General features: G+C 62.4%; 19 protein-coding genes. 12 read left to right on the top strand and 7 right to left on the bottom strand.

What is annotated here, in order from left to right; translation table 11 throughout:
- Nucleotides 1-6: 6 nt before the first annotated feature.
- The 3 genes from sbcB to ACTJJ6_RS05060 form a co-directional block, all read right to left on the bottom strand.
- Nucleotides 7-1,434 carry an exodeoxyribonuclease I gene (gene sbcB / locus ACTJJ6_RS05070; RefSeq protein WP_143778319.1) on the bottom strand — a complete coding sequence of 476 codons (1,428 nt, stop codon included), beginning with the start codon at nucleotides 1,432-1,434 and terminating at the stop codon, nucleotides 7-9.
- A 90-nt stretch (nucleotides 1,435-1,524) separates the two neighbouring features.
- Nucleotides 1,525-1,713, bottom strand: coding sequence for a DNA polymerase III subunit theta (locus ACTJJ6_RS05065; RefSeq protein WP_016927003.1), 189 nt, complete (start codon nucleotides 1,711-1,713; stop codon nucleotides 1,525-1,527).
- Between the two features lie 54 nt (nucleotides 1,714-1,767).
- Nucleotides 1,768-1,974 (bottom strand): hypothetical protein, encoded by a 207-nt coding sequence (locus tag ACTJJ6_RS05060; protein WP_016927004.1) that lies wholly within the window; start codon nucleotides 1,972-1,974, stop codon nucleotides 1,768-1,770.
- A 258-nt stretch (nucleotides 1,975-2,232) separates the two neighbouring features.
- Here ACTJJ6_RS05060 and ACTJJ6_RS05055 point away from each other — a divergent pair, with 258 nt between their 5' ends.
- Entirely contained in the window at nucleotides 2,233-3,342 is a 1,110-nt protein-coding gene (locus ACTJJ6_RS05055; protein WP_049298904.1) for an SDR family oxidoreductase, read from the top strand.
- Nucleotides 3,343-3,376: 34 nt separating this feature from the next.
- On the opposite strand, the gene ACTJJ6_RS05050 is transcribed toward ACTJJ6_RS05055, so the two are convergent.
- Nucleotides 3,377-4,123 carry a S24 family peptidase gene (locus ACTJJ6_RS05050; protein ID WP_019453597.1) on the bottom strand — a complete coding sequence of 249 codons (747 nt, stop codon included), beginning with the start codon at nucleotides 4,121-4,123 and terminating at the stop codon, nucleotides 3,377-3,379.
- 175 nt (nucleotides 4,124-4,298) lie between these two features.
- Here ACTJJ6_RS05050 and ACTJJ6_RS05045 point away from each other — a divergent pair, with 175 nt between their 5' ends.
- From ACTJJ6_RS05045 to tmaR, 3 genes are all read left to right on the top strand, one after another.
- The gene (locus ACTJJ6_RS05045; RefSeq protein WP_048796451.1) at nucleotides 4,299-5,066 is read left to right on the top strand and encodes an N-acetylmuramoyl-L-alanine amidase; all 768 of its coding nucleotides are present in this window, start codon (nucleotides 4,299-4,301) and stop codon (nucleotides 5,064-5,066) included.
- Nucleotides 5,067-5,160: 94 nt separating this feature from the next.
- Nucleotides 5,161-6,228 (top strand): FUSC family protein, encoded by a 1,068-nt coding sequence (locus tag ACTJJ6_RS05040; RefSeq protein WP_016927008.1) that lies wholly within the window; start codon nucleotides 5,161-5,163, stop codon nucleotides 6,226-6,228.
- A gap of 160 nt (nucleotides 6,229-6,388) precedes the next feature.
- Nucleotides 6,389-6,706, top strand: coding sequence for a PTS system regulator TmaR (tmaR, locus tag ACTJJ6_RS05035; protein WP_004935612.1), 318 nt, complete (start codon nucleotides 6,389-6,391; stop codon nucleotides 6,704-6,706).
- Nucleotides 6,707-6,864: 158 nt separating this feature from the next.
- Here the strand turns inward: tmaR and ACTJJ6_RS05030 are convergent, their stop codons facing one another.
- Both ACTJJ6_RS05030 and ACTJJ6_RS05025 read right to left on the bottom strand, forming a co-directional pair.
- Nucleotides 6,865-7,653 (bottom strand): ABC transporter substrate-binding protein, encoded by a 789-nt coding sequence (locus tag ACTJJ6_RS05030; protein WP_440803167.1) that lies wholly within the window; start codon nucleotides 7,651-7,653, stop codon nucleotides 6,865-6,867.
- A 22-nt stretch (nucleotides 7,654-7,675) separates the two neighbouring features.
- On the bottom strand, nucleotides 7,676-8,857 hold the full coding sequence (locus ACTJJ6_RS05025; protein WP_440803169.1) for a M20 aminoacylase family protein: 1,182 nt from the start codon (nucleotides 8,855-8,857) through the stop codon (nucleotides 7,676-7,678).
- 140 nt (nucleotides 8,858-8,997) lie between these two features.
- Between ACTJJ6_RS05025 and ACTJJ6_RS05020 the strand changes: the two genes are divergently transcribed.
- The 8 genes from ACTJJ6_RS05020 to araD all read left to right on the top strand — a co-directional run bounded on the left by ACTJJ6_RS05020 (nucleotide 8,998) and on the right by araD (nucleotide 17,924).
- Nucleotides 8,998-9,951, top strand: a complete 954-nt coding sequence (locus ACTJJ6_RS05020; RefSeq protein ID WP_075686129.1) for a LysR family transcriptional regulator — start codon at nucleotides 8,998-9,000, stop codon at nucleotides 9,949-9,951.
- Between the two features lie 284 nt (nucleotides 9,952-10,235).
- Entirely contained in the window at nucleotides 10,236-11,303 is a 1,068-nt protein-coding gene (locus ACTJJ6_RS05015) for an erythritol/L-threitol dehydrogenase (RefSeq protein WP_016927009.1), read from the top strand.
- Nucleotides 11,304-11,438: 135 nt separating this feature from the next.
- Nucleotides 11,439-12,356 carry an ABC transporter substrate-binding protein gene (locus ACTJJ6_RS05010; protein WP_197758967.1) on the top strand — a complete coding sequence of 306 codons (918 nt, stop codon included), beginning with the start codon at nucleotides 11,439-11,441 and terminating at the stop codon, nucleotides 12,354-12,356.
- A 53-nt stretch (nucleotides 12,357-12,409) separates the two neighbouring features.
- Nucleotides 12,410-13,900 (top strand): sugar ABC transporter ATP-binding protein, encoded by a 1,491-nt coding sequence (locus ACTJJ6_RS05005; RefSeq protein ID WP_046896377.1) that lies wholly within the window; start codon nucleotides 12,410-12,412, stop codon nucleotides 13,898-13,900.
- The gene (locus ACTJJ6_RS05000; protein ID WP_046896378.1) at nucleotides 13,897-14,886 is read left to right on the top strand and encodes an ABC transporter permease; all 990 of its coding nucleotides are present in this window, start codon (nucleotides 13,897-13,899) and stop codon (nucleotides 14,884-14,886) included. The genes ACTJJ6_RS05005 and ACTJJ6_RS05000 overlap by 4 nt, the downstream gene beginning before the upstream one ends.
- Before the next feature lie 8 nt (nucleotides 14,887-14,894).
- Nucleotides 14,895-16,382 (top strand): FGGY-family carbohydrate kinase, encoded by a 1,488-nt coding sequence (locus tag ACTJJ6_RS04995; protein ID WP_440803173.1) that lies wholly within the window; start codon nucleotides 14,895-14,897, stop codon nucleotides 16,380-16,382.
- Nucleotides 16,369-17,238: an L-ribulose-5-phosphate 3-epimerase gene (locus ACTJJ6_RS04990; protein WP_440803175.1), complete on the top strand. Its 870-nt coding sequence runs from the start codon at nucleotides 16,369-16,371 to the stop codon at nucleotides 17,236-17,238. The genes ACTJJ6_RS04995 and ACTJJ6_RS04990 overlap by 14 nt, the downstream gene beginning before the upstream one ends.
- The gene (gene araD, locus ACTJJ6_RS04985) at nucleotides 17,232-17,924 is read left to right on the top strand and encodes an L-ribulose-5-phosphate 4-epimerase (RefSeq protein ID WP_025303515.1); all 693 of its coding nucleotides are present in this window, start codon (nucleotides 17,232-17,234) and stop codon (nucleotides 17,922-17,924) included. Before ACTJJ6_RS04990 ends, araD begins: the two co-directional genes overlap by 7 nt.
- Nucleotides 17,925-17,930: 6 nt before the next feature.
- Here araD and ACTJJ6_RS04980 read toward each other — a convergent pair whose 3' ends face one another.
- Nucleotides 17,931-18,935 (bottom strand): LacI family DNA-binding transcriptional regulator, encoded by a 1,005-nt coding sequence (locus ACTJJ6_RS04980; protein ID WP_440803177.1) that lies wholly within the window; start codon nucleotides 18,933-18,935, stop codon nucleotides 17,931-17,933.
- Between the last annotated feature and the right edge of the window lie 76 nt (nucleotides 18,936-19,011).

Genomic DNA, 19,011 nt, shown 5'->3' with positions numbered 1-19,011 from the left:
GGGTTTTTATCCCACCAACTCTTTGCCGTAATCGAACAGCGCTTTCAGCAGGGCGGTTTTCTCTTTGTCGCCTTCGTGCAGGTTATACAGCGATTCGAGCTGCAGCAGATAGCTCTGCACGCGCTCCGCGCTCAAGGCTTCCTGACGGTGTTGCAGCCAGCGGCGCTGCTCGGCGTCGTCCAGCGTATTCGGGTAGTTGCGCGCGCGGAAGCGGAACAGCAGCTCTTTCATGCGGCCGTCGCTGAAGGCCAGATCCAGCGCCGGCAGGTTCTGCGGCTTGGTCTGCTGGATAATCCTCATCGCCGCCTTGTCGGCGTCGCTGAAGAAACCGTCGTACAAGCGGGCGTCGACGTCGTCGGCGCCTTTGAACGGCTCGGCTTCGGCGAACAGCGCGACCACTTTCTCGCGCACTTCCGGATGCTGTTTCAGCAGCTGCAGATTTTGCAGACACGCCTGACGATCGATGCCCAGCCGCTCGGCGTTCTCCGGCAGCAAGGTTTTGGCCGGCGCCAGCACCGGACATTTGTTGATGTGCACCAGCTTGATCGGCACCGGCGCCTGATCCGGCGTCAGATCGTCGCGGCGGGTGTACAGCCGTTCACGCAGTTGCTCGGCGCTCAGCGTCAACAGCGGCGTCATGTCGCCGGCCAGATCGCACATGATCACCGCGTTCTTGTTGTCCGGGTGCCAGGCCAACGGCGACACCCAGCTGGTGTTGCCGCGCGCCGCGCCGAACATGCCGGAGACGTGCACCAGCGGCGTCATGTCAGCGACGTCGATCAGGGCGTTCAGCTTGTGTTTGTTACGGTGCTGCAGCAGGAAATCGAACAGCCGCGGCTGCGCCTGCTTGACCAGCTTGGCCATCGCGATGGTGGCGTAAACGTCCGACATCGCATCGTGAGCCTGCGTGTGTTCGACGCCGTTGGCGCGCGTGAGGTGTTCGAGGCGGAAGCTGGGGAAACCGTCTTCGTTTTCCGGCCAGACGATGCCGTCCGGACGCAGAGCGTAGCAGGCGCGCATCACATCCAGCAGATCCCAACGCGAGTTGCCGTTTTGCCAGCTGTAGGCATAGGGATCGTAGAAGTTGCGATAGAAGATATTGCGGCTCACTTCGTCATCGAAACGGATGTTGTTGTAACCGAGAATGCAGGTGCCGGCCACGCTGAAGGCCTGATGGATTTGGCGGGTGAACTCGGCCTCGTTAACGCCTTTGGCTCGCGCCACCTGCGGCGTGATGCCGGTGATCATCACCGCCTCGGGTTCCGGCAGGTAGTCGTCGGCCGGGGCGCAGTAGATGACCAGCGGCTCTTCGATAATGTTGAAATCCATATCGGTGCGCACGCCGGCGAACTGCGCCGGGCGGTCCAGCGACGGGCTCTTGCCGAAGGTCTCATAGTCGTGAATGTAAAATGTGGCCGTTGCCTTGCTGCTCAAAATCGCGTCTCTTCAGTGGCGGATACAATATGCCCCTATTGTAACGGCGTGGGGAGCGATGCCAAGCGGCGGTTAGCGAAATGCGCGCAATTACGCACGGCGATAGAAATCCAGCCGCTGATGAAAGTAGGGGAGCAGGTGGTCGGGGATCTGTCGTTCTGTTTCCGCCTGGGTCGAGGCGATGCCGTAGCGCTCGTTGTAGATCACGCTGATGGCCAGCAAATCGGTTTCTATTTTCTCGCGTTGCGCCTGCGGTAAGCTATCCAGCTTTCGAACCATCGTTATCTCCCTGTTAACCTTAGGGTATAATAGGATCGTTAGCGGGTCTTGTCCCTACCCATTCCGAGGGGAGGTGGACGCCTGAGCGCTTTGCTGTGAGCTGGAAGTCAGACTGTGACGCGCGGCGAACTCGCTCTGCGCCTGGTGCGCATTGAGGCGATCCGCCCGGTTATACAGCGAACAGGCGCCGCTTATCACCGCCCCCCAAAACAGGGTGCACAGCAGTAAAACCCCCAACCAGATTTTTTGGTTATAGGTCATAAGTCCTCCACGGACGAAAAGAGAAATAACATTGACCGTTAAATTAAATCAGGCATTACATCAATGGTATTTAAACGGCGGAGATTAATCATGGAATCTACGCGGTTCTTTTGTTACTAAACCCAGGGTGGATGTTTCAAAAGATTCCTTAAGATAATATTAAGAAAAGTGAGTCTGGGCGCCGTAATTCTATTTAATATTTGTTTAAATATCCGCAGATACAATCTCCCACATTCAATGCCAATGTGGGTGACAATGATGAAAACGCTACTGTTGACCGGCGCTACCGGCTTTCTCGGTGGTGCAGTTCTTGAAAAATTATTGATTGAAAATCAGTCTATTAATTATCTTTTGCTGGTGCGCGCCGATGATGCGCAGCAAGGGCTGGCCCGTATTCGCGCGAATATGGAAAAGTTTAATATCGACGCGAATCTGCTGTCTAAAATTACGATGGAAAATATATTGTTGGGCGATCTTTCCGAGCCGGCCGACTTTTTAACTGACGCACGTATTAACAATGTCACGCACGTTATTAACTGCGCGGCCGTTGCTTCATTTGGTAATAACCCGCTCATTTGGAAGGTAAACGTAGAAGGCACTCTGACTTTTGCTGAAAGAATGGCGCAGGTGCCGGGATTAAAACGCTTCCTGCACGTTGGCACCGCCATGTCCTGTTCGCCGGAGCCGGGTTCGCTGGTGGCGGAGAGCGGCGAGTTTGAGGAGGACGCCGAGCACCTGGTGGAATATACCCGTTCCAAATCCACCATCGAACAGCTGATGCGCCAGCGCTGCCCGCAAATGCCGTTGACCATCGCTCGTCCGTCGATTGTGGTGGGGCACACCCGCCTGGGCTGCCAGCCTTCCAGCAGCATTTTCTGGGTGTTTGGCATGGCGCTGATGCTGCGCAAGTTCATGTGCTCGCTGCAGGACAATATCGACGTGATCCCGGCGGATTACTGCGCGGATGCGCTGGTGATGCTGATGAACAGCGAAACGCTGGAGAACGACGTTTATCACATCTCCGCCGGTGAGGAGAGCAGCGTCAGCTTTGCTGAAATTGACAACGCCATGGCGGCGGCCCTGGAAAAAGCGCCGGTGGGCGATGAGTATGCGCAGGTGACCTATGACGCGCTGGTGAAAATGCGCCGTCAGCTGAAAGACATTTTCGGCCCGTGCAACGAGCGGCTGATGCTCAAAGCGATGCGCCTGTACGGCTCGTTCGCCATGCTCAACGTGCGTTTCAGCAACGAGAAGATCCTCAAGCTGGGCATGCCGAAACCGCCGCGTTTCACCGACTACATCGCCGGCTGCGTGCAGTCGACGCGCGGGCTGTCTATCCAGCAGCAGATGGTGGTGGACTTCAAATAACCGCCGGGCGCAACGGGCGCCCGAGGTTGCTCTGCTACCAGGACGAAGACGACCAGAAGACGCGGCCGAGCACCACCAGTTGCTCCTTGCGCTGTTGATAGCTGAGATGCTCGTCCTGGTACTCTTCCCGGTTGAGGGAGCGGATGATGACGCCGCCGTCCGGCTGCTCGATCAGCACCTTCACCCGCAGCAAATTGCCGTGGCGGATGGCGTAGGTCTTGCCCTCGCGGATGCGCGTGTCGTCGGTGTTGATGCCGACCACGTCGCCGTCCTGCAGGCGCGGTTCCATGCTGGAGCCGGAGATGCGGATAATGCGCGCGGCGTTGACCGCCACCCCCATCTTGTGCAGATAGTAACGGCGGAAGATCAGCGAAAACTCCTCGCGATCGACGATTTCGTAGCAGCCGTCGCCGGCGGAAAAATCAATATCCAGCAGCGGGATCTCCACAAACTCTTCCTTGTCTTGTTCGGTATCTTCCCATACCACCGGTTTCAAACGGGCGGGCTGGAAGTCCGACTCCGCCGCCACGTTGTCAAACGGGCGCACCAGCTGCTTTTCGTGAAACACGTCGAACCAGCCCTTGGGCAAATTCAGCCTGGCCTCGATCCGCCTGGCCAGATTGTCGCCAAGATTGCGGGAGGATTTTTCCCCGATGATTTGGCTCAGCGTCGGCGCGGAAGACTCAACCAGCGTGGCGAACTCATTCTGGTTGACGCCTTGCCGGGCGTAGCGGGCCATCAATTCGCGCAGATTGTTGCGCCTGATTTCTTTAGTTTCCATCGTGCAATGATCGCACTCTTTAGCAAAAAGGTAAATAACGATTTTGCTAAAAAACACTTGCGCATAATTTAGCAATTAGCTAAAACAAAAGGGTGAGCCAAGGGTTCACCCGTGCGGGGCGGCCTGTCATGATGAGGAGCCGCTCAGTGAAATCAAACGAGAGAGGGACTTTACGATGTACAAGATTGATTACAATAGCTACCGATCGGTCGCCAGCTTCGGCCACCGCGTGCGTTTTCTGGTGCTGCACTACACGGCGCAAAACTTCGCCGACTCGGTGACGTCGTTGACCGGAAAATCGGTCAGCGCGCACTACCTGGTGCCGGATCCGACCGAGGCGACCTATCAGGCGGCCGGCTTCAGCGGCGTGCGCATCTTCAACCTGGTGGACGAGAACGAGCGCGCCTGGCATGCCGGCACCAGCCAGTGGGGCACCCGCAGCAATATCAACGACACCTCGATCGGCATCGAGATCGTCAATCTGGCGAGCGGCGACGGTGAAAACATCACCTTCCCGCCGTTCAATCCGCAGCAGATTGAGGCGGTCACCCAGCTGGCGCAGAACATCCTGCAGCGTTATCCGGACATCTCGCCGGTGAACGTGGTGGCGCACTCCGACATCGCGCCGGGCCGCAAGAGCGATCCGGGCCCGCAGTTCCCGTGGCAGCAGCTGTATCAGGCCGGCGTCGGCGCCTGGTATGACGAAGCGACCAAGCAGCAGCGCCAGCAGGAATACTGCAGCCAGGGCCTGCCGGCGCAGGCCGATCTGCTGAAACTGTTCGCCCAATACGGCTATGACACCTCGGCGGCGAACACCGCAGAAGGCTATCGCCAGCTGGTGCGCGCGTTCCAGCTGCACTTCCGTCCGCAGAAGTATGACGGCGTGATGGATGTCGAAACCGCCGCCGTTCTGCGCGCGCTGGTCGACAAGTACGCCGCCTGAGCCTGACCGCGAATGGGGGGCGCCTCATTCGCCTTTTCCTCGCCGGGCTTCCTCCGCTAAAATAGCGGCCTGGCTGGTCTTTATCGGAGGCATCGTGCGCCTCGATCGAAAAATCTCTCCCCTTGAACTGCTGACCTATCGCCACTATCGCGTCGTTCACGGCGTGCGCATCGGGCTGGCGTTTATCCTGACCTTTCTGCTGATCCGCCTGCTGGCGGTGCCCGAAGGCACCTGGCCGCTGATCACCCTGGTGGTGGTGATGGGGCCGATCTCGTTTTGGGGCAACGTGCTGCAGCGGGCGCTGCAACGCATTGCCGGCACGGTGTTCGGCGCCGCGTCCGGCCTGATCGCCCTGTATCTGGAACTCTATTCGCTGCCGCTGATGCTGGTCTGGTGCGGCGTGGTGATGTTCGTCTGCGGTTACCTGACGCTCGGCAAACGGCCGTATATGGCGCTGCTGGTGGGGATCACGCTGGCGGTGGTGTGCGGCGCGGGCGCCGGCGACATGCACACTGCGCTTTGGCGCAGCGGCGACGTGATCTTCGGCTCGCTGCTGGCGCTGCTGTTCACCAGCATCTACCCGCAGCGCGCCTACATTCTGTGGCGCATGCAAATGGCGGACTGCCTGCAAACCGCCGCCCGAATTTACGGCGCCTACTTTTCGCCGAACGTCATTGAGCGGCCGCGGCTGGAGCCGCAGCTCAAGGATCTGTTGAATCAGGTGGTGAAGCTGCGCAGCCTGATCGTGCCCGCCAGCAAGGAAACCCGCATCCCCAAAGCGGTGTTCGAGGCGGTGCAAACCCTCAGCCGCAATCTGGTGTGCACGCTGGAACTGATGGCCGACGCCTACTGGGCTTCGCGCGAAACGCACTTCATCATGCTAAACGCCCGCACGCTGCGCAGCACCCAACTGCTGACGCTGAGCTCGCTGGAATCGCTGGCGCTGCTGATGCGCGAAGGGCCACAGGCGCAGCGGCAGGCGGCGGCGGGGCAGCTGGCGGAGATCGCCGGCGAGCTGAAAACGCTGATGCAGGAGGTCAGCCTCGGTCAGCACGGCGAAGCGCCGATTTACGGCTATGTCTGGCTCAGCATGGAGCTGGCGCAGCAGCTGGAAGAGTTGGGGGATCTGCTCCAGGTCTGCACCGCCGCCGGGCGTGAATAAGGGGTCAGATCATGAAGGCGGCGCTTTGGGTTTTGGCCGCCGGGGCAAAGTGGGTAAGATAAGGCAATCACTGTTGTGCCGGACCGCCACAAACCTGTATCTTGGTGCCATGTGGCCGTAAGCAAATGAATCTGTGTATTACTAAAGCAAGGGTATAAAGATGGATAATGCAAATAAGCCGAGTTTCCAGGACGTGCTGGAGTTTGTGCGTATGTTCCGCCGCAAAAACAAACTGCAACGCGAGATCGTCGACAACGAAAAGAAAATTCGTGATAACCAGAAGCGCGTGCTGCTGCTCGACAACCTGAGCGAGTACATCAAGCCCGGCATGAGCATTGAAGACATTCAGGGCATCATCGCCAACATGCGCAGCGACTACGAAGATCGCGTTGATGACTACATCATCAAAAATGCCGATCTGTCCAAAGAACGCCGCGAGCTGTCCAAAAAGCTGAAAGCGATGGGCGAAGTGAAGTAACCCGCTTTAGCGGGCCGGGCGTCCTGCCTGGCCCGCATCCTTGTCCCGCCTGATTTTCCGTTCTTGCCGACACTGCCGTTTCCGTTGGGGCGTTCCCCGGCGGCCGAAGGCGCCTCCCCATCCTGCAGGACCTGCAGGTGACCGCCGGGGAACGCGTGTTACTGCTCCGCGCCGTACATGTCGAAATCGAAATACTTGTCGTTGATTTTCTTGTAAGTGCCGTTGGCGCGGATCGCCTGCAGCGCGGCGTTGAAGGCGTTAAGCAGCGCGGTATCCTCTTTGCGCACCCCGATGCCGTCGCCGACGCCGAAGTATTTGCTGTCGCTCAATTCGGCGCCGATAAAGGCAAAGTCTTTGCCGCCGGGCGTTTTGAAGAATTCGCTGGCGCTGACGCTGGCCAGCAGCGACGCATCCAGGCGGCCGTTGGCCAGATCTTCGTTCACCTCCTGCTGGCTTTGGTAGGCGACCACGTTGACGCCGGCCGGCCGCCAAAGCGCGTTGGCGTAGGTCTCCTGGCTGGAACCTTGCTGCACGCCGACCGATTTGCCCTTCAGCGAGGCGGCGGTAGGCTGCAGATTGCTGCCTTTATGCGCCACCAGCCGCGCCGGGGCGTTGGAGACTTTGCTGGAGAAAGCGATCTGCTGCCGGCGCTGCGGCGTAATGGTCATCGACGAGGCGATGGCGTCGAACTTCTTCGCCTGCAGGCCGGGGATCATGCCGTCCCAGCTGCTTTCCACCCACACGCATTTGGCCTGCATCTGGTCGCACAGCGCCTGGGCGATATCGACGCCGAAGCCGGTCAGCTTGCCCTGCGGATTTTTATACTCCAGCGGCGGAAAGGTGGGATCGATGCCCAGCTTGATCACTTTGCCGCTGAATTCACCGCTCAGCGCGGGAAAACTCGCGGCCAGCGGCGGCAGCAACAACAGCCCTTTGATGATTTTCATGTCATTTCCTCTGTGTTGGCGATTAAACCGCAGGGCGAGCCAAAAAGCGCTCGACCAATTTGACCCAGTAAGTGGCGCCCAACGACAGACTGTCGTCGTTGAAGTCATAACCGGGGGTGTGCAGAGAATTGTCCGGCGTGGCGGGGCCGTTGCCGATAGAGATGTAGCTGCCCGGGCACTTCTCCAGCATAAAGGCAAAATCTTCGCTGGCGGTGAACGGCCGCAGCGTGGGGATCACCCGGCTCTCTCCGGCCCATTCCAGCGCCACCGCGCGCGCCAGTTCGGTTTCTGCCGGGTGGTTCACCAGCACCGGGTAGCCGTGCTGATAGTCGATCTCCGCGCGGGCGCCGAAGCTGGCGGCCTGCGCCGTGACCAGCTCGGTGATGCGCTGTTCCAGCCGCGCACGCACCGCCGCCGTCAGCGCGCGCACGCTGAGCGTCAGGGTGGCGGTCGCCGGGATCACGTTGGCGGCCTGGCCGGCCTGCATCGCCCCCACGGTGACGATCGCCGTTTCCTGCGGATCGATATTGCGCGCCACGATGGTTTGCAGGCTCATAACGATGGCTGCGCAGGCCACCACCGGATCGACGGTGCTCTGCGGCACCGCGCCGTGGCCGCCGTGGCCGTGCAGGGTGATGTGCACCGTATCGGCCGAGCACATGAAGGGGCCGCCGGCGAAGCCCAGGTGGCCGGTGGGTAAGCCGGGCACGTTGTGCATGGCGAACACCGCGTCGCAGGGGAAGCGCTCAAACAGGCCGTCTTCGATCATCACTTTGGCGCCGCCGCCGCCTTCTTCCGCCGGCTGAAAGATCAGGTGCAGCGTGCCGCAAAAGTTCGGCTGCCGCGCCAGATAGCGCGCCGCCGCCAGCAGCATGGCGGTGTGCCCGTCGTGGCCGCAGGCATGCATCACCCCGGAATGGGTGCTGGCGTAAGGCAGTTCGGTGGTTTCGGCAATCGGCAGGGCGTCCATGTCGGCGCGGATGCCGAGCGATTTTCCCGACCCGCGCTGCAGTGTGGCGACAACGCCGGTTTGTCCTACGCCGCGCGTGACGCGGTAACCCCATTCCTCCAGCCGCCGCGCCACCAGATCCGAAGTGGCGAACTCCTGGAATCCCAATTCCGGGTGGGCGTGAATATGGCGGCGAAGGGCGACCATCTCATCATGAACGGCGGCGATCTCAGGCAGTAGCAGTGAATGCATCATCACGGTCTCCGGCAAAAGGGTCCCGGCCAGTGGGCGGGGAACGGGGCAGAGGGGATAGGCATCGAGACTAGCAAACTCCATTTTTGCCGGGTAGCCGCCGTTCGGTTATGCTGACAACCTATGATTGTCAGGAGGTGGACATGAAACTGCACCAACTGCAGGCGCTGGTGGCCAGCGCCGACAGCGGCAGCATTCGCGCGGCGGCGCGGCATCTGGGGCTGTCGCAGGCGGCGGTGACCCGCGCACTGCGCGAACTGGAGCAAGAACAGGCGCTGCCGCTGCTGATCCGCACGCCGACCGGTCTGGGTTTTACCCCCTACGGCAAAACCCTGCTGGCGCACGCCCGGCTGGTGCTGAACCAGTTGGAGCAGGCGCAGGGCGAAATGGCGGCGCTGCGCGGGAGTGCGGCGGATCTGGTCAAGGCGGCGATCACTCCCTGGCTGATGCTGACGGTGCTGCCGCCGGCGGTGATGGCGTTTCGCAGCAAGGTGCCGGCGGTGCGGCTGGAACTGTCGGAAAGCCTGATGGCCAACGCCCAGTCGCAGCTGCGCGAGGGCACGATGGATTTCGCCATCACGCCGCTGCCGGCGTCGTCGGCGCCGCAGGAGTTTCACTGCGAGCCGCTGCTGGAGTATGAAACGGCGTACATGGTGCGGCGCGGCCACCCGCTGGCGCACAGCACCTCGCTGCATCAGCTGCTGGAGCAGGATTGGGTGATGAGCTATACCCAGGAAAGTTTCGATGCGCTGCTCGACGAGGTGTTCCACCGCCACGGCGTGCGCCTGCCGCGCCAGCGCATTATCCAGGCGCATTCGTTCGGTATGCTGCAGGCGCTGGTGGAGTCCGCCGAGATGTGTACCTGGTGCCCGCGGCCGATCGCCGCGCTGCCGCAGTTTGCCTCCCGCGTGCAGCCGCTGGCGCTGCGGGAGAGCTGCCAACCGGCGCAGTTGAATATCGTCACCCGGCGCAACAGCATTCTGAGCGCCGCCGCCCATGCGTTTATCGACACGCTGGTGCGCACCCTGCGCCAGCAGGTGCGATCGTCGCGGCCGGAGGATCGCCAGATCTACGATCGCGTGCGCCTGCTGATTTAGCGGATCTGCCCGGATCGCCGATCCCGTAAATGGGATCGCGATCCGCATTTGTAGCATTTTTAGCCGCAATGTTAACGAACTGTGATTTTGCTCAAATAATTATTTTTGCAGCTTTGGTTATATGTCGCTCTATGTTCACGTTGTCATTTTTAGTTATCGGGATGTGTAATGGTTAATTTGTTGAAATTTATAATTTTATAACTCAGTTTGTTTTTTGTTTGATAAAAATGACAACGTCAACATTTATAATTTTCAAGCGTTTAACGAGAATATTGGAGGGATAGATGAGCCAGTTGCCGGAAAAAATGCGCGCGGTCGTTTGCCACGGCCCGCAGGACTACCGTTTCGAACAGGTGCCCACGCCGCTGCCGAAAGCGCGCGAGCTGGTGATCAAGGTGGAAGGCTGCGGCATCTGCGCCGGCGACTGCAAGTGCAAGAACGGCGCGCAGATGTTTTGGGGGGAGAACCCGTGGGTCAAACCGCCGGTGGTGCCGGGACATGAGTTCTACGGCCGCATCGCCGCGTTGGGCGAGGGCGCGGAAGGCAAATACCGGATCGGTGAGCGGGTGATCGCCGAGCAGATCGTGCCGTGCTGGGAGTGCCGTTACTGCAAATCCGGCAGTTACTGGATGTGTGAGACGCATAACATTTACGGCTTCCAGAAAGACGTGGCGGAGGGCGGCATGGCGGAATACATGCGCTTTTCCGAGAACGCCATCGTCCACAAGATCCCGGAAAGCCTGAGCCATGAAGACGCGGTGCTGATCGAACCGATGGCCTGCGCCATCCACACCGTGGCGCGCGGCGACATCCAGCTGGACGACGTGGTGGTACTGGCCGGCGCCGGGCCGCTCGGGCTGTGCATGGTGCAGGTGGCGCGCCTGAAGACGCCGAAGAAACTGATCGTGATCGACGCCATCGACGAGCGGCTGGCGCTGGCGAAGGAATTCGGCGCCGACGTGGTGATCAACCCGCTGAAGGAAGACGCCGACCAGATTGTCAAATCGCTGACCGGCGGCTACGGCTGCGACGTGTATATCGAGGCCACCGGCGCGCCGATCGGCGTCACCCAGGGGCTGCAGATGATCCGCAAGCTGGGCCGCTTCGTGGAGTTCAGCGTATTTGGCAAGGAAACCACCGTCGACTGGTCCATCATCGGCGATCGCAAGGAGCTGGACATTCGCGGCGCGCACCTGGCGCCCTACAGCTATGAAATCGCCATCGATCTGTTCGAGCGCGGGCTGGTGACCTCAAACGGCGTGGTCACCCACAGCTATTCATTGAACGACTGGGACGAAGCCTTCGCCCTGGCGGACTCGACCGATTCCATCAAGGTGATCCTGGTTCCCTGATTTTCCCGCCGTACCGCTGTTGCAGTCACGACCGCCGGCCCATCCGCAATGGGGGGCCGGCCGGTCGGCCAAACGTAAAGACATGCTGTTGCTCTGATAACCACAACAAGAAGCTTCCCTACAGGAGAATTGGCTATGTTTTCATTATTCAAAAAGACCCTGCCTTTTATCGTCGCCGGTGGAATGTTGGCGGCCAGCCAGGTGGCGCTGGCCAAGCAAATCACGATCGGTATGTCGTTCCAGGAAATGAACAACGACTACTTCGTCACCATGAAGCAGGCGTTGGATCAGGCGGCGGCGGATATCGGCGCCAAGGTGTACGTGGCCGATGCGCGCCATGACGTTGCCAAACAGATCGGCGACGTGGAAGACATGCTGCAGAAGAAGGTGGATATCCTGCTGATCAACCCGACCGATTCGGTGGGGGTGCAGTCGGCGGTGATCTCCGCCCATAAGGCGGGCGCGGTGGTGGTGGCGATCGACGCGCAGGCGGAAGGGCCGCTGGATTCATTCGTCGGCTCGGAAAACTACGACGCCGGCTTCCAGGCGGGCGAGTACCTGGCGAAAGCGCTGGGCGGCAAAGGCAAGGTGGCGATCCTCGACGGCATCCCGGTGGTGCCGATCCTGGAGCGCGTGCGCGGCTTTGAAGCGGCGATGAAAAAATACCCCGGCATCAAGATCGTCACCAAGCAAAACGGCAAGCAGGAACGCGACACCGCGCTGACCGTGACCGAAAACATGCTGCAGTCGGCGCCGGATCTGGCGGGCATCTTCAGCGTCAACGACGTCGGCGCGCTCGGCGCCCTGGCGGCGATCGAAAGCAACGGCGCCAAGGTCAAGCTGGTGAGCGTCGATGGCCAGCCGGAAGCCATCAAAGAGATCCTCAAGCCGAACTCGCCGTTTATCGCCACTTCGGCGCAGTTTCCGCGCGACCAGCTGCGCATTGCGCTCGGCATTGCGCTGGCCCGCTACTGGGGCGCAACGGTGCCGAAAACCGTGCCGGTCAAAGTGAAGCTGATCGACCGCAGCAATGCGGCCGGCTTTAGCTGGTAACAGCGGCCGGTTCGCCCCGCTGCGGCGGGGCGTTCGGCGCGGAGGGCAATGCGGTGACACCTTTACTGGAACTGAAGCGAATCAAGAAAAGCTTTCCCGGCGTGAAGGCGCTGGACGGCATCGATCTGGCCATTCAACGCGGCGAGGTGCACGCCCTGCTGGGCGAAAACGGCGCCGGCAAATCGACGCTGGTGAAAATCATGTGCGGCATCTATCAGCCGGACGAGGGCGATATTTTTATCGACGGCGAGCAGCGCCGCTTTAACAACTATCGCCAAGCGATCGAGGCCGGGGTCGGCATTATTTTTCAGGAATTCTCGTTGATTCCCTACATGAGCGCCATCGACAACATCTTCCTCAACCGGGAGATCAGGAACCGCTGGGGCCTGCTGGATCGGCGGGCGATGCGGCGCAAGGCCGAGGCGATCTTCAAGCGGCTGACGGTGGCTATCGATCTCGATTGCCCGGTGGAGCAGCTGAGCGTGGCGCAGCAGCAGTTCGTTGAGATCGCCAAGGCGCTGTCGCTGGAGGCGCGGGTGCTGGTGCTGGATGAACCGACCGCCACGCTGACGCCGGGCGAGGCCGAGCACCTGTTCAGCGTGATGAACGATCTGCGGCTGCTGGGCGTCGGCATGGTGTTTATCTCGCACCACCTGGACGAGATCTTCACCATCTGCGATCGCATCACCGTACTGCGCGACGGCGCCTACATCGAAACGCTGGCCACCGGCGACACCAACGTGGAAGAGCTGGTGCGGCTGATGGTCGGGCGCAAAATCGAGAACGCCTTCCCGGTGAAGCAGCACCCGGTCGATACCGCGACGGTGCTGCTGGAGGCGGAGATCCAGCGCGAGAAGCACGGCGCGACCGACCGCTTCCACCTGCACAAGGGCGAGATCCTCGGCTTCGCCGGGCTGGTGGGCTCCGGGCGCACCGAGACCGTCTCGGCGCTGATCGGCGCCAGCCGCTGCCACCGCAAACGCGTCCGCCTCGGCGGCCAACCGGCGGCGCTGCGCTCCCCGGCGCAGGCGCTGGCGCAGGGCATCGGCCTGCTGCCGGAGAGCCGCAAAACCGAGGGCCTGGTGCTGCCGTTCTCGGTGGCGCAGAACATCACCCTCAACCGGCACCACCGGCGCGGCAAGATCTTCGTCAGCGCCCGTAAGGATCGCGACGTGGTGCAGCGGCTGATCCGCGCCGTGGGCGTGAAAACCCCGGACGCCGAGACCGCCGTCAGCACCCTGAGCGGCGGCAACCAGCAGAAGGTGGTGATCGCCCGCTGGCTCAACAATGACTGCAACATCCTGATCTTCGACGAGCCGACGCGCGGCATAGACGTGGGCGCCAAGGCCGAGATCTACCAGCTGATGCAGCAACTGACCCAGCAGGGCATCTCCATCATCATGATTTCTTCCGAACTGCCGGAGATCATCGGCGTGTGCGACCGCGTGCTGGTGTTTCGCGGCGGCCACATCGTCGCCGAGCTGACCGGCGACGACATCGAATCCAACCACATCATGCTTCACGCGACCGGGAGTGCCTTATGATCGGAATTGAACAACCCGCCGTGGCGCGCCGCGCCGCCGGCCCCAGCCTCGGCAAGCGCTGGGAAAAACTGCTGCATCACCCGGCGGTCTTGCCGTTTATCGGCTTTGTGATCCTGTTCGTGCTGATGAGCCTGTTGAACGACAGCTTCCTCAGCGTCAACAACCTGACCAACGTGGCGCGCCAGGTGTCGATCAACGCCATCATCGCGGTGGGCATGACCTGCGCCATCCTGACCGGCGGCATCGATCTCTCGGTGGGGCCGGTGATGGCGCTGGCCGGCTCGGTCGCCGCCGGGCTGATGCTGGCGGCGGTACCGATCCCGCTGGCTATGGTGGCGGCGCTGGCGCTCGGCGCGCTGTTCGGCCTGGCCAACGGCGCCTGCATCGCCTACCTGCGCATGCCGCCGATCATTGTCACCCTGGCGTCGATGGGCATCGCCCGCGGCCTGGCGCTGCTCTATACCGGCGGCTACCCGATCTCCGGCCTGCCCGACGTCTTCTCCTTCTTCGGCCGCGGCACGCTGCTGGGCATTCAGGTGCCGATCCTGATCATGCTCGGCGTGTACCTGCTGGCCTGGCTGATGCTCAATCAGCTGCCGTTCGGCCGCTACGTCTACGCGATGGGCGGCAACGAAGAGGCGGCGCGCCTGAGCGGCATCCGTGTGCCGCGTTACAAGATGCTGGTGTACGTGATCAGCGGCCTGACCGCCGCGCTGGCCGGGCTGGTGCTGACCTCGCGCCTGATGAGCGGGCAGCCCAACGCCGGCGAAGGCTTCGAGCTGGACGCCATCGCCGCCGTAGTGCTGGGCGGGGCGGCGATCTCCGGCGGGCGCGGCGCCATCGTCGGCACGCTGGTGGGGGCGATGATGCTCGGGGTGCTCAACAACGGCCTCAATCTGATGAACGTATCGCCGTATATCCAGAATGTGGTGAAGGGCGGCATCATCCTGGCCGCCATCTACCTCAGCTCCGTGCGGCGCAAATAGGAGGCGCGATGTCAGTCTTTCTTGGCATAGACGTCGGCGGCACGGTGATCAAGGCCGGGCTGTACCGGGCCGATGGCGAAGAACTGGCGATTGCCGAGCGCGACGGCGCGGCGATCGCCGCTCAGCCGGGCTTCAGCGAACGCAATATGGACGCGCTGTGGGATGACGTTTGCGCGGCGATCCGCCAGACGCTGCACGCGGCGGGGCTGGAGCCCGGGCAGGTGCGCGGCGTCAGCTTCTCGGCGCACGGCAAAGGGCTGTACGCCATCGACCGCCACGGCAAACCGGTCGGCAACGGCATCCTCTCTTCGGACAACCGCGCGGCGGCCACGGCGGCTGAGCTGCGCCGCGCCGGCGTGGACGCGCAGACCTACCCGCGCAGCCTGCAGCCGCTGTGGCCCAGTCACCCGGCGCTGCTGCTGCGCTGGCTGAAGCAGCGGCAACCGGCGCAGTACGCCGCCGTCGATCGCATCCTGATGGCGCACGACTACCTGCGCTTTCGCCTCACCGGCGAGGCGGCGGCCGAAGTGACCAACATCTCCGGCAGCAACCTGTTTAACCAGCACAGCGGCGCTTACGATCCGGCGCTGATGGCGGCCTTCGGCATCGAAGAGGCGCAGGAGAAGACCGCGCCGGTGATCGGCTCGGCGCAGCTGGCCGGGCGGGTGACGGCCGCTGCGGCGGCGCAGTGCGGCCTGCGAACGGGCACCGCGGTATACGGCGGCCTGTTCGACGTGGTGGGCGCGGCGCTCAGCTCCGGCGTGGCCGACGATCGCACGCTCAGCGCGGTGGCGGGCACCTGGTCGATCGCCACCTGCGTAACCGAGCGCATCATTCCCGCCGATTATCCCTACGCCTGGGGGCGCTACTGCATCGACGGCCGCTATTTCGTGCACGAAGGCAGCCCGACCTCGGCCGGCAATTTGGCCTGGTTTCTGCGCCAGTTCTGCGCCGGCGACCGGCAGCGCTACGCCCAGTTCAACGCCTGGGTGGCCGAGCGCCGCGAGCAGCCGAGCGGGCTGCTGTTCCTGCCTTATCTGTACGGCTCCAACCTCGGCGGCAACACGCCGGGCGGGCTGATCGGCCTGAGCGCTCACCACGAGATGGCGGACGTGGTGCAGGCGATCTACCAGGGCATCGTGTTTTCGCACCTGATCCATCAGGAGCGCATGGTGCAGCTGAACCCGCGCATCGAACGGGTGCGCATGACCGGCGGGCCGACGCAGTCTGAGGTCTGGATGCAGATGTACGCCGACGCCGGCAACCTGCCGCTTGAGGTGGTGGAAACCCGCCAAAGCGGCTGCCGCGCCGCCGCCCTGTGCGCCGCCGTCGGCGCCGGGGAGTATGCCGGGTTCGCCGAAGCGATCGCCGCCGCGCCGCCCAAATTGCGCTGTTATTATCCCGCGACCGCCGCCCACCGGCGCCTGCGCGCCCAGCAGGCGCGCTATCTGGCGGTCGCCCAGGCTTTGAGTGAGGTGACTGATGCAAACGACTAACGCCGCCTGTCTGGGGCTGTATGAAAAGGCGCTGCCCGCCGATCTGAGCTGGCCGCAGCGGCTGACCACCGCCGCCGAGCTGGGCTTTGAATTTGTGGAGATGTCGATCGACGAACAGCCGGCGCGCCAGCAGCGGCTGGATTGGGATCGCCGCCAGCGGCTGGCGTTTATCCAGGCGCGGCTCGACAGCGGGGTGACGGTGCCGAGCCTGTGCCTGTCGGCGCACCGGCGCGATCCGTTCGGCAGCGCCGAGGCCGCCACCCGCGAACGGGCGCGGGGGCTGATGAGCAAGGCGCTGGAACTGGCGACGGATCTCGGCATCCGCAACATCCAGCTGGCGGGCTACGACGTCTATTACGAACCCGCCGATCGCCACAGCCGCGAGCGCTTTATCGAGGGCATGCAGTGGGCGGCGGCGCAGGCCGCCAGGGCGCAGGTGATGCTGTCGGTGGAGGTGATGGACACGCCGTTCATCAACAGCATCAGCAAATGGCGCGACATCGCCCGCCACGTCAACAGCCCGTGGTTCACGGTGTATCCCGATCTCGGCAACCTCAGCGCCTGGGGCAACGACGTCGCCGCCGAGCTGGCGCTGGGCATCGGCAGCATCACCGCTGTGCACCTCAAAGACACCGTGGCGGTGGGGCCGGGCAGCGCCGGGCAGTTCCGCGACGTGCCGTTCGGCGAAGGCTGCGTGGATTTCGCCCACGCCTTTGCCGTGCTCAACGCGCTCGGCTATCGCGGTCCCTACCTGCTGGAGATGTGGGCGCGTGAAGACGGGCAGGATAAGCAACGCATCGCCCAGGCCAAGGCCTGGATCGAACAACAGATGAATGAGGGAGGCATCGCATGCTGAACGAACTCAAGCGGCAGGTGCTGGCCGCCAACCTCAGCCTGCCGGCATACGGGCTGGTGACCTTTACCTGGGGCAACGTCTCGGCGATCGACCGCCAGAGCGGGCTGGTGGTGATCAAGCCTTCAGGCATCGCCTACGAGGCGATGACGCTGGAGGATCTGGTGGTGGTGGATCTGAAGGGCAAGGTGCGCGAAGGGCACCGCAAGCCTTCATCCGACACCGCCACCCACCTGGCGCTGTACCGCGCCTTCGCCGATATCGGCGGCGTGGTGCACACCCACAGCCGCAACGCCACCATCTGGGCGCAGGCCGGGCAGCCGATCCCGGCGCTGGGCACCACCCACGCCGACTACTTTTACGGTGACATTCCCTGCACCCGGCCGATGAGCGAGGCGGAGATCGCCGGGGATTACGAGGGGGAAACCGGCAAGGTGATTATCGAGACCTTCAATCAGGCGGGGCGCGATCCGCAGCAGGTGCCGGGAGTGCTGGTCTATTCCCACGGCCCGTTCGCCTGGGGCAAGGACGCGGCGGATGCGGTGCACAACGCGGTGGTGCTGGAGGAGGTGGCGATCATGGCGATGGCGACGCGCCAGCTGGCGCCGGCCATCGCCCCGATGCAGCCGGAGCTATTGGACAAACATTTCCTGCGCAAGCACGGCAAACACGCCTACTACGGGCAATAGCGCCCGTCAGCGATTCAACAGCGAGCCGGTGAAGAATTCTCTGCGCACCGGCAACTCGCCGCGCGGGCTGTTAATGGCGCTGAACAACAGCTCCGCGGCGATCTCCCCCAGTTTCTGCGTATCGTGATACACCCCCGGAATGTGCAGGCCGTAAGCGCCGGCGCGCGGCGGCTCGTCTATCGAGAAGAACTTCACCTGCTGATAGAGGCTCATCTCGTGGCAGATGGCGATGGCACCCAGCGTGATGATGCCGTTCAGGCCGATGATGTAATCCGGGCGGTTCTCCGGCTGCGCCAGATAGGCGCGCACCTCGCTCTCTTGCGAGGTGAAATCATAGTCACCGTTGATGATATGAATCTCACGCCCGCTGCCCTGCAAGGCCGCGACGATGCCGGCGGTGCGCGTTAAAGTAATCTCCGAATCCGCCGGGCCGCCGATAATCAAAAGCTTCTGCTCCGGCTGTTCCGCCAGATAGCGCCCGGCCAGCACGCCGATCTCGCGGTTATCGAGGAACACGCCGCTCAGCTGCTGATCGTAGAGATCGCGGTCGATCAGGATCAGCGGCACGCCGTACACCTCGGCCAGCTCGAGATAGGCGGGGCGGTAGCGCTTGTCGTCGCGCACCGCCGACAGCAGGATGCCGCGCGCCTTGTAGCCGAACAGCGCCTGAATGGCGCGCATTTCCGCCTCTTCGCTGCCGTCGGTGTCGAACAGCATGATCTGGTAGCCCTGCTGGCGCGCAATGCGCGACACGGTCTTGATCAGGCCGGAATAGAACGGGTTGTACATGCTGCTGGTGACGATGCCGATAATCTGGCTGCTGCTGCTTTTCAGCCCCTGCGCGAACGCGTTGGGCACATAGTTCAGCTCTTTGGCGATGGCGTGAATGCGCTCGCGGGTTTCCGGCTTGACCAGCTCGGGCTTATTGAAGGCGCGGGAAACGGTGATATTGGTCACCCTGGCGCGGCGGGCGATATCCACGATAGTGGCATTGGGATTGGCTTTCGACACCGTCTTTCCTTGCGTTATGCCTCAACAGATCCCTTATTGTAGGGAAAGGGCGGGGGCGGTGCTAGGAATAATCAAA

The organism is Serratia sp. 22278 (assembly GCF_052045405.1).
GTDB classification, from domain to species: domain Bacteria; phylum Pseudomonadota; class Gammaproteobacteria; order Enterobacterales; family Enterobacteriaceae; genus Serratia; species Serratia marcescens.
The sequence above is the reverse complement of the archived record's forward strand: the minus strand, read 5'-3'. Positions and strand labels throughout refer to the sequence as shown.

Coding starts and splice junctions, on each gene's coding strand:
- ACTJJ6_RS05065 (WP_016927003.1), bottom strand. CDS start 1,713: ATGGTTCGAAAGCTGGATAGCTTACCGCAGGCGCAACGCGAGAAAATA.
- ACTJJ6_RS05060 (WP_016927004.1), bottom strand. CDS start 1,974: ATGACCTATAACCAAAAAATCTGGTTGGGGGTTTTACTGCTGTGCACC.
- ACTJJ6_RS05020 (WP_075686129.1), top strand. CDS start 8,998: ATGAAACTGCACCAACTGCAGGCGCTGGTGGCCAGCGCCGACAGCGGC.
- ACTJJ6_RS05010 (WP_197758967.1), top strand. CDS start 11,439: ATGTTTTCATTATTCAAAAAGACCCTGCCTTTTATCGTCGCCGGTGGA.
- ACTJJ6_RS05030 (WP_440803167.1), bottom strand. CDS start 7,653: ATGAAAATCATCAAAGGGCTGTTGTTGCTGCCGCCGCTGGCCGCGAGT.
- tmaR (WP_004935612.1), top strand. CDS start 6,389: ATGGATAATGCAAATAAGCCGAGTTTCCAGGACGTGCTGGAGTTTGTG.
- ACTJJ6_RS05050 (WP_019453597.1), bottom strand. CDS start 4,123: ATGGAAACTAAAGAAATCAGGCGCAACAATCTGCGCGAATTGATGGCC.
- ACTJJ6_RS05000 (WP_046896378.1), top strand. CDS start 13,897: ATGATCGGAATTGAACAACCCGCCGTGGCGCGCCGCGCCGCCGGCCCC.
- ACTJJ6_RS05015 (WP_016927009.1), top strand. CDS start 10,236: ATGAGCCAGTTGCCGGAAAAAATGCGCGCGGTCGTTTGCCACGGCCCG.
- ACTJJ6_RS05055 (WP_049298904.1), top strand. CDS start 2,233: ATGAAAACGCTACTGTTGACCGGCGCTACCGGCTTTCTCGGTGGTGCA.
- ACTJJ6_RS05045 (WP_048796451.1), top strand. CDS start 4,299: ATGTACAAGATTGATTACAATAGCTACCGATCGGTCGCCAGCTTCGGC.
- araD (WP_025303515.1), top strand. CDS start 17,232: ATGCTGAACGAACTCAAGCGGCAGGTGCTGGCCGCCAACCTCAGCCTG.
- ACTJJ6_RS04995 (WP_440803173.1), top strand. CDS start 14,895: ATGTCAGTCTTTCTTGGCATAGACGTCGGCGGCACGGTGATCAAGGCC.
- ACTJJ6_RS05025 (WP_440803169.1), bottom strand. CDS start 8,857: ATGATGCATTCACTGCTACTGCCTGAGATCGCCGCCGTTCATGATGAG.
- ACTJJ6_RS04990 (WP_440803175.1), top strand. CDS start 16,369: ATGCAAACGACTAACGCCGCCTGTCTGGGGCTGTATGAAAAGGCGCTG.